At 59.5% G+C, this 13,073-nt stretch carries 11 protein-coding genes; 3 read left to right on the top strand and 8 right to left on the bottom strand.

What is annotated here, in order from left to right:
- Positions 1-170 precede the first annotated feature (170 nt).
- From hemG to ACJ8QF_RS21670, 5 genes are all read right to left on the bottom strand, one after another.
- Entirely contained in the window at positions 171-704 is a 534-nt protein-coding gene (gene hemG / locus ACJ8QF_RS21690) for a menaquinone-dependent protoporphyrinogen IX dehydrogenase (RefSeq protein ID WP_004934493.1), read from the bottom strand.
- A 21-nt stretch (positions 705-725) separates the two neighbouring features.
- Entirely contained in the window at positions 726-2,177 is a 1,452-nt protein-coding gene (gene trkH, locus ACJ8QF_RS21685) for a Trk system potassium transporter TrkH (RefSeq protein ID WP_004934492.1), read from the bottom strand.
- A 35-nt stretch (positions 2,178-2,212) separates the two neighbouring features.
- Positions 2,213-2,827 (bottom strand): IMPACT family protein, encoded by a 615-nt coding sequence (locus ACJ8QF_RS21680; RefSeq protein ID WP_004934489.1) that lies wholly within the window; start codon positions 2,825-2,827, stop codon positions 2,213-2,215.
- Entirely contained in the window at positions 2,827-4,158 is a 1,332-nt protein-coding gene (pepQ, locus tag ACJ8QF_RS21675; protein WP_004934485.1) for a Xaa-Pro dipeptidase, read from the bottom strand. Before pepQ ends, ACJ8QF_RS21680 begins: the two co-directional genes overlap by 1 nt.
- Positions 4,159-4,270: 112 nt before the next feature.
- Complete coding sequence (locus ACJ8QF_RS21670; protein ID WP_265261775.1) at positions 4,271-5,467, bottom strand: MFS transporter; 1,197 nt, start codon at positions 5,465-5,467, stop codon at positions 4,271-4,273.
- Positions 5,468-5,700: 233 nt separating this feature from the next.
- On the opposite strand from ACJ8QF_RS21670, the gene fadB reads away from it, so the two are divergent.
- Both fadB and fadA read left to right on the top strand, forming a co-directional pair.
- Positions 5,701-7,890 carry a fatty acid oxidation complex subunit alpha FadB gene (gene fadB / locus ACJ8QF_RS21665; RefSeq protein WP_442537851.1) on the top strand — a complete coding sequence of 730 codons (2,190 nt, stop codon included), beginning with the start codon at positions 5,701-5,703 and terminating at the stop codon, positions 7,888-7,890.
- Between the two features lie 10 nt (positions 7,891-7,900).
- Positions 7,901-9,064, top strand: a complete 1,164-nt coding sequence (gene fadA / locus ACJ8QF_RS21660) for an acetyl-CoA C-acyltransferase FadA (protein WP_004934476.1) — start codon at positions 7,901-7,903, stop codon at positions 9,062-9,064.
- A 172-nt stretch (positions 9,065-9,236) separates the two neighbouring features.
- Here fadA and fre read toward each other — a convergent pair whose 3' ends face one another.
- From fre to pepE, 3 genes are all read right to left on the bottom strand, one after another.
- A complete protein-coding gene (gene fre / locus ACJ8QF_RS21655) occupies positions 9,237-9,938 on the bottom strand; it encodes an NAD(P)H-flavin reductase (RefSeq protein WP_004934474.1) in 702 nt (233 codons plus the stop codon).
- Positions 9,939-9,988: 50 nt separating this feature from the next.
- A complete protein-coding gene (ubiD, locus tag ACJ8QF_RS21650) occupies positions 9,989-11,509 on the bottom strand; it encodes a 4-hydroxy-3-polyprenylbenzoate decarboxylase (RefSeq protein ID WP_015376309.1) in 1,521 nt (506 codons plus the stop codon).
- A gap of 62 nt (positions 11,510-11,571) precedes the next feature.
- Positions 11,572-12,297, bottom strand: coding sequence for a dipeptidase PepE (gene pepE / locus ACJ8QF_RS21645; protein ID WP_265261777.1), 726 nt, complete (start codon positions 12,295-12,297; stop codon positions 11,572-11,574).
- A 244-nt stretch (positions 12,298-12,541) separates the two neighbouring features.
- Here pepE and rfaH point away from each other — a divergent pair, with 244 nt between their 5' ends.
- Positions 12,542-13,030: a transcription/translation regulatory transformer protein RfaH gene (gene rfaH / locus ACJ8QF_RS21640; RefSeq protein WP_004934466.1), complete on the top strand. Its 489-nt coding sequence runs from the start codon at positions 12,542-12,544 to the stop codon at positions 13,028-13,030.
- The last annotated feature ends 43 nt before the right edge of the window (positions 13,031-13,073 follow it).

Below are 13,073 nucleotides of genomic sequence, written 5' to 3'. Positions count from 1 at the left end.
TCAAGCGTTTATTTCGCTTTCTTCTCGCTGACCCGGCGGCTTGTCAGTCGTTGTTCCCGGTCAGTGGAGGCGCATTATAGGGAGTTCTCGGCAGGCCGCAACCCCTAATTGCAAAAAACTTTTCAAGCGCGGATTTTTTCGGCAAAACGCTGGCCAAACCCGCGTTTTTGTCACTTTTCGTACTGGATCTGGCTAAATTCCTGGGCGAAACGATCGACCTGCTGCCAATCTGTGTACTCCACTTCCTTACTGGTATCCGTTTCACCGCCCGTCATACGCATAATAAATTGAATCATGATGCGGTCGAACCAACGATAGCGCGGATACCGCAATGCGCCGGCAAACACCGCGCACTGTTTTGGCTGCCACGGCGAGGCCAGCAGGAACTTGCGGGTATAAGCGTTGGTTTGCGGCGAGCGCTTTTCCGGTTTACGCGCGGTCAGGTTCACGGCGAAGAAGGCGCTCGGCATCCTATTCAGCTGTTCGGCATGGCGCTTAACGAATTTATCCAGTACCGGATTAAAGTGCCCGTAACGGATAGAAGCACCGATCATCACCTGCTGGTACTGACTAAGGTCGACCTGTTCCGCCTGCAGCAGATCAATCACCTCACAACGCAGCGTGTCCTGCAACTTGCTTGCTATATAAGAAGCGATAGCACGTGTTTGCCCGTCACGGCTCGAATAAAGTATCAATGCCTTCATGGCGTACTCCTTATATCAGGCTCACTCACGCCAAAAAGTTGGCGTGAACAGCACCAGCAATGTAAACACTTCCAGGCGCCCGAACAGCATCGTCACCACCAGGATCCATTTGGCCGCCGCCGGCATCGTGGTGAAGTTATCCGCCACCACGCCCAGGCCGGGGCCAAGGTTATTGAGTGTTGCCGTCACTGCGGCGAACGCGGAAAAATCGTCAACGCCGGTGGCAATGATCGCCAGCATGCTGACGATAAACACCAGCGCATAGGCGGAGAAGAATCCCCACACCGCTTCCAGAATACGTTCCGGCAGTGCGCGATTGCCCAATTTGATGGTATAGACCGCGTTGGGGTGCACCAGCCTTTTCAACTCTCGCGAGCCCTGCAGGTACAGAAGCAGAATACGGATCACCTTCAGGCCGCCGCCGGTCGAGCCGGCACAACCGCCGATGAACGCCGAGCACAACAACAACATCGGCAGGAACAGCGGCCACTTGGCGATGCTGTCGGTCGTAAAACCGGCCGTGGTCGCCATCGATACCACCTGGAAGAACGCCTGATTGAGCGTTTCCATACCGCTCTTATAGACGCCATGTCCCCAGAGCACCAACGTGCATACCACCACCAGCGTCAACTGAACGAAGATGAACATGCGGAATTCAGGATCGCGCCCGTACACCTTCAGACTGCGGCCGCTTAGCAAAGCGAAGTGCAGGCCGTAGTTACAGCCGGAAATCAGCAGGAACACGGCGATGATGGTGTTGATAGTCGGACTGGCGTAATAACCGATACTGGCGTCGTGGGTAGAAAAACCGCCGATGGCGATGGTCGAGAAACTGTGGCCGATGGCGTCGAACACCGACATCCCGGCCCCCCAGAGCGCCAGCGCACAGGCGACGGTCAGCAACACATAGATTAGCCACAGGGTTTTGGCGGTTTCGGCGATGCGTGGACGCATCTTGTTATCTTTCAGCGGCCCGGGCATTTCCGCCCGATACAGCTGCATGCCGCCGACGCCAAGTATCGGCAGTATCGCCACCGCCAACACGATGATCCCCATGCCGCCCATCCATTGCAGCATTTGGCGATAGAACAGGATGGCCTTCGGCAACGAGTCCAGCCCCACCAGCGTCGTTGCGCCGGTAGTCGTCAATCCCGAGAAGGATTCGAAGAAGGCGTCGGTCAGCGACAAGTTGGGCCGTTCCGAAAACAGGAACGGCAATGCCCCCACGCTGCCCAGCACGGTCCAGAACAACACGACAATCAGGAAGCCTTCACGGGGCTTCAGCTCGTGTTTCTGTTTGCGGTTCGGCCACCACAGCATCAGCCCGATGGTCAGCGCCACGAAGAAGGTTTGGCTGAACGCGCGCCCCGCCCCATCGCGGTAAATCAATGCCACCAGGCCGGGAATAAACATCGTCCCGGAGAACAGGATGACCAGCAGACCAACGATACGGGTTATGGCGCGAAAATGCATTTCAGCACGATCCTTAGCAATTCAATTGGGAGGAATTATTGCGAAATGGGGGTTAATTGCAAATTACCGCGACTGAGATCACGCAATTTATTCCCAAACAGTTCGACCTCGGTGGCCGGCAACGCCAGATGCAGCACGACGGCGGCGCCGTATTCGCCCTGCAGGATCCGACCTGCGGTTTGCTGCAGCAAGTTCTCCACCAACGCCAACTGCGCATAGTCGCACTGCAAGATATATTCGGCTTCCGGCACCTTTTGTGCCAACGCCAACTGCTTCAACGCCTGTTGAACACCGTTGCCATAGGCTTTCACCAGCCCGCCGGTGCCCAGCTTGACGCCGCCATAGTAACGAACGACCACGGCGGTCACTTCACCGATGCCGCTCCCCATCAGCTGCGCGAGGATCGGTTTGCCGGCGGTGCCCGACGGTTCTCCGTCGTCTGAGAACCCCAGTTGCTGCGAGTCATCGGGGCTGCCGGCGACGAAAGCCCAACAATGGTGTCGCGCCGCCGGATGCTCATCCCGCACCTGCTGAATAAACGCCTTTGCCGCTTCTACCCCGCTGGTCGGCGCCAGCAGGGTGATAAAACGGCTCTTCTTTATTTCTTCGGTAAAGCAGGTGGCTTCCGCCGGTATCGGGTAAGGCCGCATCAGGCCAGGTTCAGATCGCGCGTCATGTTCTCGATGCGCTTTTCGTGGATCACGATGTTGTCTTCGATACGGATGCCGCCATACGGCTTCAGCGCATCGATGCGATCCCAGGCGAAGTGCTGCTTGAATTCACCGCTGCGCCACGGTGCCAACAGAGACTCGATGAAGTACAGACCTGGCTCGATGGTCAACACCATGCCCGGCTGCAACACGCGGGTGCAACGCAGGAATGGATACTTGGACGGCGCCGGCAGATGGGTGCCTTGCTCGTCCTGCATAAAGCCGGCGGCGTCGTGCACCTGAAGGCCCAGCGGATGGCCCAGCCCGTGCGGCAGGAACGGCGTGGTAATACCCGTTTCAACCATCGCCTCTTCGCTGAGGCCGTTCACCAACTTGTGATTCTTGAGCAGCTTGGCGATGCGCTGATGCATTTGCACATGGTAGTCGGTATAGCGCACGCCGGGCTTGATGGTGTCGATCAGCGCCAGCTGTTCGCCATTGAGATCTTTCACCAGGTGGGCGAACTCGCTGCCGCTTTGCGCCGCGTAGGTGCGGGTCAGATCGGCGGCATAGCCGTTATATTCCGCGCCGGCGTCTATAAGGAAACTCAGGGGTTCGGCTGGCGGCTGATGATCCAGCTTGGTGTAGTGCAGTACCGAAGCGTGTTCGTTCAGCGCTACGATGTTGTCGTAAGGCACGTCGGTATCGCGGTGGCCTGTCGCCGTCAGGTAGGCCAGGTTGATGTCGAACTCGCTCATGCCGGAGAGGAACGCCTCATGCGCCGCACGATGGCCGGTTACCGCCGTCTTCTGCGCTTCGCGCATGCAGGCCAGCTCGTAGCCGGTTTTGATAGAACGGTGGAAATCCAGGTAGTTCAACACCGCTTTCGGGTTGATGTTTTCAGAAGAAATGCCGAGATCGCGTGCGCGCTGTTGCGCATAACCGATATAGCCCACGCGCTCGCGCTGCGGCGGAAGCTGCTGGGCGATGGCGTCGGCGTTGGCCAACGGCATCAATTCAAGGGATTTGGTCCAGAAACTGTCCGGCAGCGGCTCTACGCTGTGCCAGTAGTCGACCGGGGAGTAGAACCACAGCTTCGGCTTATTGACACCGTCGATCCACAACCAGCAGTTCGGCACCGACGTCACCGGCACCCAGGCTTTGAAATGCGCGTTCACTTTGAACGGATAGCTATGGTCGTCCAAAAATACCTTTTGCAGCTCACCGGAGTGAATCAGCAGCGCATCCAACTTGTTGCGCTCCAGCACTTCGCGCGCGCGTTTTTGCAGCTCTGCCAGGTGGTCGTTATACAAAGAAGCCAGCGTTTCCATCACAGTACCCTTATGCCTTAGCACGAAAGAAGTCATCTTAACACAGCGCTCCGGCGCACCAACCTTATCGCGTTGGGCATGCGGAGCAGCTCGCAATTCCCTGCAAATGCCGTTACATCCGCAGTTTAACCATTAGCCAGCCGGCCAGGCCGAGCAACGCTATCGCCAGCGCCCACAGGCCATGGTGCTCCAACAACACCGCGCCGGCCGCGGCAACGCCCGCCAGACACTGCTGCAGAAAGCCGCACAGCGCCATCGCATAGGCGCCGTGCTCTTTGGCGTCGCTGACCGCCATCGCCATGCTGTTGGGAAACAACACCGCCTGGCCAAAAATGGTCAGGCAATACAGCGCGATGAACACCGCCATACCGGAAAGGCCGGCCAGAATGCCGCTCCACCACAACAGCAGGATCGCCGCCGTCGCCAGAGCCACGATACCGCTGCCGGTTTGCATCAGTTTTTTCCCGCCGACACGCGCCACCGTGCGGTTAACCGCCAGCGCCCCGCTGAAGTAGGCGACGCCGATCACCAGCCCCAGCGCACCGAACGCCGTAACGTTGAGACCAAAACCCTGCTGCATGACGAACGGGCTCACCTCCTGCAATGTCACCGTGGTGGCGAAGCCCAGCCCGCCGACGCAGGCCGGCCAGAAGAACCCCGGCCGCCGCAGAATGGCGAAATAGGTGGCCGCCATCGCCGGGCGTGGCCCACGTGCGCGCCCCGCCTCAAGCGGCAGCGTCGCCATCAGCGCCAGAATGGCCAAACCGGTGGCGCCCATCAGGACGAAGCCCATCTGCCAGTGCGAATATTGGCTGAGCAGGCCGCCGATAAACTGCCCCCCGCCCAGCGCGGTGATAAAAGCGATGGAGAGCACCGACAGACGGCGCGCCAGCTCATCACCGCTCCAGTTATCCCGCACGATGATACGCGCAATGATCGCCGCACCACCGGCACCCACACCTTGCAGCGCACGCAGCGCCAGTAATTGGGTACCGTTGCTGCACAGCGCCAACAGTCCGCTGCAGCCAATGAAAAGCAGCAGGGAAAGCGTCAGCGGCGCTCGGCGGCCAAAGCGATCGGCAGCCGCGCCCCAGAACAGCACCGGCAAGGCAGCGCCGATGACGAAGATCGAAATGGACAGCTCGGTGGCGCGCCGGCTCATCGCCAGCTCGCGCATCACCGTCGGCAGCGAAGGCAGATACACGGTCGTCGCCATCTGCGCCATAAACACCAACAGACACGCCAGCGTCATGGTTCTGGCGGGAATGCTCCATAAGCCGCTGCGTTTGACACAAACCGCCTTAGTCATGCCTTACCTCGTCTGAATGATCAATCGCTGCAGGCAAGTGTATGAGGGCCGACAACCACCAGCAAATGCCGATAGCACATAAAATATAACTCCGTTTTAAATCAAAACACTAACTTGGTGAGATGTGATCAGACCAGCAAATATGCAATCTCTCATTTGCATATTTTTAACATAAAAACCACACTCCTCTTCATCTGGTCATACCAGATCATACGCTGATTCAGGAGATAGACATGCTCTACCAAGGCGAAACATTACAACTGCACTGGCTCGATAACGGCATTGCCGAGCTGGTGTTCAACGCATCAGGCTCGGTCAACAAGCTGGACACCCGCACCGTCGCCAGCCTGGGCGAGGCGCTCACCGTGCTGGAAAACCAGCCTGAGCTCAAGGGGCTGCTGCTGCGCTCCACCAAAGCCGCATTTATCGTCGGCGCCGATATCACCGAATTCCTTTCTCTGTTTGCCGCACCGGCTGAAAAGCTGCACGAGTGGCTGGTATTCGCCAACAACGTCTTTAACCGGCTGGAAGATTTGCCGGTACCGACCATTTCGGCCATTAACGGCTATGCGCTCGGCGGCGGTTGCGAATGCATTCTGGCGACCGATTTCCGCGTCGCCTCGCCGGACGCGCGTATCGGCCTGCCGGAAACCAAATTGGGCATCATGCCGGGCTTCGGCGGTTCCGTCCGTCTGCCACGCCTGCTGGGTAACGACAGCGCGCTGGGAATCATCGCCGCCGGCAAAGACGTCAGCGCCAAAGACGCGTTGAAAGTCGGCCTGGTCGATGCGGTAGTGGCACCGGAAAAACTGGCCGAAGCGGCGCTCAACATGCTGCAACAGGCGATCGACGGCAAGCTGGACTGGCGCGCCGCGCGTCAACCTAAGCTGGAGCCGCTGAAACTCAGCCCGATTGAAGCGGCGATGAGCTTCACCACCGCCAAAGGCATGGTACTGCAGACCGCCGGTAAACATTACCCGGCGCCGATGACCGCGGTGAAGACCATTGAAGCCGCCGCCAAGCTGGGCCGCGATGAAGCGCTGAAACTGGAAACCGCCAGCTTCGTGCCGTTGGCCCGCTCCAACGAAGCGCGCGCGCTGGTCGGCATCTTCCTTAACGATCAGTTCGTGAAGGGCCAGGCGAAAAAGCTGGCCAAGAATGTGGATGCGCCAAAACAGGCGGCGGTGCTGGGCGCCGGCATCATGGGCGGCGGTATCGCCTACCAATCGGCGCTGAAAGGCGTACCGGTGATCATGAAGGACATCAGCGACAAGTCGCTGACGCTGGGCATGAGCGAAGCGGCCAAGCTGCTCAACAAGCAGCTGGAGCGCGGCAAGCTGGATGGCCTGAAAATGGCGCAGGTGCTGTCGACCATTCAGCCGACGCTGGACTATGCCGGCATCGAGCGCGCGCAGGTGATCGTTGAGGCGGTCGTCGAGAATCCGAAGGTGAAAGCCGCCGTGCTGTCGGAAGTGGAAGGCCTGATCGGTGAAGACACCGTTCTGGCGTCGAACACCTCGACCATTCCGATTAATCACCTGGCAAAATCGCTGAAGCGCCCGCAAAACTTCTGCGGCATGCACTTCTTTAACCCGGTGCACCGTATGCCGCTGGTTGAAATCATCCGCGGCGAACAGACCAGCGATGACACCATCGCCAAAGTGGTGGCCTACGCCAGCCGCATGGGCAAAACGCCGATCGTGGTGAACGATTGCCCGGGCTTCTTCGTCAACCGCGTGCTGTTCCCGTACTTCGCCGGCTTCAGCCTGCTGCTGCGCGACGGCGCCGACTTCCGTCAAATCGATAAAGTGATGGAAAAACAGTTCGGCTGGCCGATGGGCCCGGCCTACCTGCTCGACGTCGTGGGCATCGACACCGCGCACCACGCGCAGGCGGTGATGGCCGCCGGTTTCCCGGATCGCATGAGCAAAGACTATCGCGATGCCATTGACGTGATGTTCGACAACCAGCGCTTCGGTCAGAAAAATCAACTGGGCTTCTACCGCTACAGCCAGGACAGCAAAGGCAAACCGCGCAAGGACAACGATGAGCAGACCGATGCGCTGCTGGCCGAAGTGAGCCAACCGCGCCAGACCATCAGCGACGAAGAAATCATCGCGCGCATGATGATCCCGATGATCAACGAAGTGGTGCGTTGCCTGGAAGAAAAGATCGTCGCCAGCCCGGCCGAAGCCGATATGGCGTTGGTCTACGGCATCGGTTTCCCTCCGTTCCACGGCGGCGCGTTCCGCTACCTGGATACGCTCGGCACCGCCAACTACGTTGAGCTGGCCCAGCGTTACGCACACCTCGGCGCCCTGTACCAGGTGCCGGCCGGTCTGCGCGCCAAGGCCGAACGCAATGAAAGCTACTACCCGGTGGCGACACCGCTGTCCGACGTCGCTACCCGCCAACCGGCATGAGGTCATAAAGATGGAAAACGTAGTTATTGTTGATGCCGTACGCACGCCGATGGGCCGCTCCAAGGGCGGCGCCTTCCGCCAGGTACGCGCCGAAGATCTCTCCGCTCACCTGATGCGTGAAGTGCTGAGCCGCAATCCGGCGCTGGACGCCGCCGAGATTGATGACATTTACTGGGGCTGCGTGCAGCAGACGCTGGAGCAAGGCTTCAACATCGCCCGCAACGCCGCGTTGCTGGCCGAGATCCCGCACCGCGTGCCGGCGGTGACCGTCAACCGCCTGTGCGGCTCTTCGATGCAGGCGCTGCACGACGCGGCACGCGCCATCATGGTGGGCGACGCGCACATCAGCCTGATCGGCGGCGTGGAACACATGGGCCATGTGCCGATGAATCACGGCGTGGATTTCCATCCGGGCCTGAGTCGCAGCGTGGCCAAGGCCGCCGGGATGATGGGGCTGACCGCCGAAATGCTGGCCAAGATGCACAACATCAGTCGCCAGATGCAGGATGAATTTGCCGCCCGCTCCCACCAGCGCGCGCATGCAGCAACGCTGGCCGGTTACTTTAAAAACGAGATCATACCGACCAACGGCCACGACGCCGACGGCGTGCTGACCCGTTACGATTTCGATGAAGTCATTCGCCCGGAGACCACCGTCGAAAGCCTGTCGGCCCTGCGCCCGGCGTTCGATCCGGTCAACGGCACCGTCACCGCCGGCAGCTCCTCCGCCCTGTCGGACGGTGCTTCCGCCATGCTGCTGATGAGCGAATCGCGCGCCAAAGCGCTCGGTTTGAAGGCCCGCGCCCGCATCCGCTCGATGGCGGTCGTCGGCTGCGATCCGTCCATCATGGGCTACGGCCCGGTGCCGGCCAGCAAGCTGGCGCTGAAACGCGCTGGTCTGAGCGTGCAGGACATCGATCTGTTCGAGCTGAACGAAGCGTTCGCCGCCCAGTCGCTGCCGTGCATCAAGGATCTGGGGCTGATGGACAGCATCGACGACAAGATTAACCTGAACGGCGGCGCCATCGCGCTCGGCCACCCGCTGGGGTGTTCCGGCTCCCGCATCTCGACCACCCTGTTGAACAACATGGAACGTCGCGACGCGCAGTTCGGCCTGGCGACCATGTGCATCGGCCTGGGCCAGGGTATCGCCACCGTGTTTGAACGCGTTTAGCTGTGTCTATCTTGGGATGACCGCGTCACCACTTCAAATCGCGGCATCCCGCCAAGTTTAGTTGCCGTTCTTCCCGCCTGTCAGGGGCGGGTTTTTTATGCCTGAAATTTGCCGACGCCCAAATAAAAACGGGGCGACCCTCGGCCACCCCGTTCACTGCGCATCGCCTGTGTCAGATAAACGAAAACGCGTCGCCAAACATATGCGCTTCCAGCGCGCCGCGCTCGGCACAGAAACGCTCGCGGGCGATTTTCGCCATCTCGAAACGCCCGGCGATGTAAATGTCATGCTCCGCCAGCGTGCCGAAATCCTGCAGCACCGCGCTAAGCACGGTGCCGCTGCGGCCACGCCATTCAGCCTCCGGCTGCTCGACCACCGGGATCACCTTCAGATTCGGATGCTGCAACGACAGCGCTTCCAGCTCGCTCAAATCGTACAGGTGCTTCAGCTCACGCCCGCCCCAGTAGATTGAAATGTCGCGATCCGGCTGCTGCTCCAGCGCGGTCAACAGGATTGAACGCGCGTAAGAGAAACCGGTGCCGCCGGCGATCAGCACCAGCGGACGGCTGCCCTCTTCCCGCAGCCAGGCGTCGCCATGCGGCACGTCAACGGTGATCGCCTGCTCTTTCAGGATGCGATCCATCACCGCCATGGCGTACAGATTCAGCTCCGAAGCGCCGATATGCAGCTCGATGTAATCTTGCTGCGTCGGGGTTGATGCCAGTGAGAACGGGCGCTTGTCGCGCTCATCCATCACCACCATCAGATATTGCCCTGCCTTGAAAGAAAACGGCTGTTCGGGCACCAGACGTACCCGATAAACCGTATCGGTAATGGCCTCTACCGAGGTCACTTTACAGCTCAATATTGTCATGCGTTCCCTCTGTCGGGTCATCAATGCAAAGCTGAGAACAGGGCCTGACGCTATAACGTCGGTTCCCTGTCACTGAAGATTGCGAGCTCATCCCAGATTTCGTCGACGCGCGCACGTACCTTTTCATCCATCTGAATCGGACGGCCCCATTCGCGATCGGTTTCACCCGGCCATTTATTGGTGGCGTCCAGCCCCATCTTCGAACCCAGGCCGGAAACCGGCGAGGCGAAGTCCAGATAGTCGATCGGCGTATTCTCCACCAGAACAGTATCCCTTGCCGGATCCATTCGTGTGGTGATCGCCCAAATCACGTCGTTCCAGTCGCGCGCATTGACGTCATCGTCACAGACGATAACAAATTTGGTGTACATAAACTGCCGCAGGAACGACCAGACGCCCATCATCACGCGTTTCGCGTGGCCGGCGTACTGTTTTTTCATGGTCACTACCGCCAGGCGGTACGAGCACCCTTCCGGCGGCAGATAGAAATCGACGATTTCCGGGAACTGCTTTTGCAGGATCGGCACGAACACTTCATTCAGCGCCACGCCCAGGATCGCCGGCTCATCCGGCGGCCGGCCGGTGTAGGTCGAGTGGTAGATCGCGTTGCGGCGCTGGGTGATGTGAGTAACGGTGAACACCGGGAACTGGTCGATTTCATTGTAGTAACCGGTGTGGTCGCCGTAGGGGCCTTCCGGCGCCATTTCACCCGGCTCGATATAGCCTTCAAGCACGATTTCGGCGCTGGCAGGCACTTCCAGATCGTTGGAAAGGCACTTGACCACTTCGGTTTTGTTGCCGCGCAGCAGCCCGGCAAAGGCATATTCAGACAGGGTATCCGGCACCGGCGTGACCGCACCGAGGATGGTAGCGGGATCGGCGCCCAGCGCCACCGCGACCGGGAAACGCTCGCCCGGGTGCGCCTGGCACCACTCCTGATAATCCAGCGCGCCACCGCGATGCGACAGCCAGCGCATGATCACTTTGTTCTTGCCCAGCACCTGCTGGCGATAGATGCCGAGGTTTTGCCGTTCCTTATGCGGACCGCGGGTCACCGTCAGCCCCCAGGTGATCAGCGGCGCAGCGTCTTCCGGCCAGCAGTGCATCACCGGAATACGGCTGAGATCGACATCGTCACCCTGCCATACCTGCTCCTGACAAGGCGCGGATCCCAGCACCTTGGTCGGCATGTTCAGCACCTGCTTGAACTTTGGCATTTTGTCGAACAGATCGCGGAAGCCTTTCGGCGGCTCCGGTTCTTTGAGGAACGCCAGCAGTTTGCCGACTTCGCGCAGCGCGCTGATGTCTTCCTGCCCCATGCCCATCGCCACGCGATTGGCGGTGCCGAACAGGTTACAGAGCACCGGCATGTCATACCCTTTCGGGTTTTCAAACAGCAGTGCCGGACCGCCCGCTCGCAGGGTGCGATCGGCAATCTCCGTCATTTCCAGGTAAGGATCGATCGGCTGGCTGATGCGTTTTAGTTCCCCTCTCTTCTCCAGCAACGAGAGGAAATCGCGTAAGTCACGGTATTTCATGCTGATCATTATAACGGCCAGTGGGGAGGGCATTATAAGCCCTCTTCACGGTTGTTGCTGCAATTTTGTTAACGCCGCCCGCCGCCGGGTGGCCCTCAGCCGCAGTTGAACGGCACCAGCGCAGCCAGCGCGCGCGTATCCTGATATTCACGCGTCTCCTCACCGTGGCGGAACACCTTGAAGCCCTGCCCGTTAGCGCTGAAGTAACGCAGCGCATTGCCTTCAACGTGCAGCAGGCTGCCTTCACGCAGCGCCACCACCGACTCGCTTGGGTTGATCGCGCAGAACTCCGCCAGGCGCTCATCACGGGTTTCGCCCATGTGGCCGCTGATATGCGCGTCGATGTAGTGCGGGTTGATCTGCACCGGGAACAGCCCCAGCGCCGGCAGCACCACGCTGCAGCGCACCGGCATGTCATTGGTGGTGCGAATGCTCGGCGTGGCCACGTTGCAACCGGCGCTCCAGCCGACGTAAGGCACTTCACGCTCGCGCACCGCGCGCTGGATGGGCACGATCAGGCCTTGTTCGTGCAGCATTTGGTTCAGCAACCAGGTATTGCCGCCGCTGACCAAAATGCACTCCGCCTGCGCGATCGCCACCGCCGGCGAAGCCGCGTGATGGATGCTGGTGACTTCAATGCCCAGCGTTTGCGCCAGCTCCTGCGCACGCTGGTCGTAGTCGTAACGGATCAGGGCGTAAGGGATAAAGACGGCGGATTTGATGCCGCGACGCGCAATCATCGCCAGCAGTTGGCTTTTGGCGTACCCCAGCAGCTCGGCTTCGCCAGACAGCTTGCCGTTGCTCAATAGAAACAGCTCCATTTCTTTCCCTCTCGGTCAAAACGATGAATAGCGTCACAGCCGGCGGCGCAGCGCCTGCCATACTGTGACGGTAACAAATTTTTAGCCCTCTGTTATACCAGCACCGTATCGATAAGTGTGTGACCCCTCGCTAATAGCCGCAGATTCATAGAGATAGGTGATGTTACACACTGAAACTTGCATCACTATGTATCCGGAATAGCTTTTGATATGCTTACCGGCTGGCAGAAAGGCATGTGAAATTATGGAATCCTGGTATCTACTTTATTGCAAACGCGGTCAGCTGTTGCGGGCGCAGGAACATCTGGAGCGGCAGCAGGTAAACTGCCTCAGCCCGATCATCACGCTGGAAAAGATCGTGCGTGGTAAGCGTATCGCGGTCAGCGAACCCCTGTTTCCCAACTATCTGTTTGTGGAGTTCGATCCGGAGCGCATTCACACCACCACCATCAGCGCCACCCGTGGCGTCAGCCACTTCGTGCGTTTCGGCGCGTTGCCGAGCGTCATCCCGAGCAAGGTGATCGATGAGCTGCGCACGCACGCCAGCGAAACCTATGTCGATCCGGAAACCCCACAGCCAGGGGATACCGTTCTGATCGTCGACGGCGTGTTCGAAGGGCTGCAGGCGATCTACACCGAACCGGACGGCGAGGCGCGTTCCATGTTGTTGCTGAACCTGATCAACAAGCAGGTCAGTCAAAGCATCGACAACCGACAGTTCCAAAAGATGTAATGCAAAAGGCGCCCTCAGGCGCCTTTTTGTTGGCTCATTTTGC

Origin of the sequence: Serratia sp. CY81684 (assembly GCF_052166595.1) — a bacterium.
Taxonomy (GTDB): Bacteria; Pseudomonadota; Gammaproteobacteria; order Enterobacterales; family Enterobacteriaceae; genus Serratia; species Serratia nematodiphila.
Note: the sequence above shows the minus strand (reverse complement) of the source record. Positions and strands in the feature narration are given on the sequence as shown.

Coding starts and splice junctions, on each gene's coding strand:
- hemG (WP_004934493.1), bottom strand. CDS start 704: ATGAAGGCATTGATACTTTATTCGAGCCGTGACGGGCAAACACGTGCT.
- trkH (WP_004934492.1), bottom strand. CDS start 2,177: ATGCATTTTCGCGCCATAACCCGTATCGTTGGTCTGCTGGTCATCCTG.
- ACJ8QF_RS21680 (WP_004934489.1), bottom strand. CDS start 2,827: ATGCGGCCTTACCCGATACCGGCGGAAGCCACCTGCTTTACCGAAGAA.
- pepQ (WP_004934485.1), bottom strand. CDS start 4,158: ATGGAAACGCTGGCTTCTTTGTATAACGACCACCTGGCAGAGCTGCAA.
- ACJ8QF_RS21670 (WP_265261775.1), bottom strand. CDS start 5,467: ATGACTAAGGCGGTTTGTGTCAAACGCAGCGGCTTATGGAGCATTCCC.
- fadB (WP_442537851.1), top strand. CDS start 5,701: ATGCTCTACCAAGGCGAAACATTACAACTGCACTGGCTCGATAACGGC.
- fadA (WP_004934476.1), top strand. CDS start 7,901: ATGGAAAACGTAGTTATTGTTGATGCCGTACGCACGCCGATGGGCCGC.
- fre (WP_004934474.1), bottom strand. CDS start 9,938: ATGACAATATTGAGCTGTAAAGTGACCTCGGTAGAGGCCATTACCGAT.
- ubiD (WP_015376309.1), bottom strand. CDS start 11,509: ATGCCCTCCCCACTGGCCGTTATAATGATCAGCATGAAATACCGTGAC.
- pepE (WP_265261777.1), bottom strand. CDS start 12,297: ATGGAGCTGTTTCTATTGAGCAACGGCAAGCTGTCTGGCGAAGCCGAG.
- rfaH (WP_004934466.1), top strand. CDS start 12,542: ATGGAATCCTGGTATCTACTTTATTGCAAACGCGGTCAGCTGTTGCGG.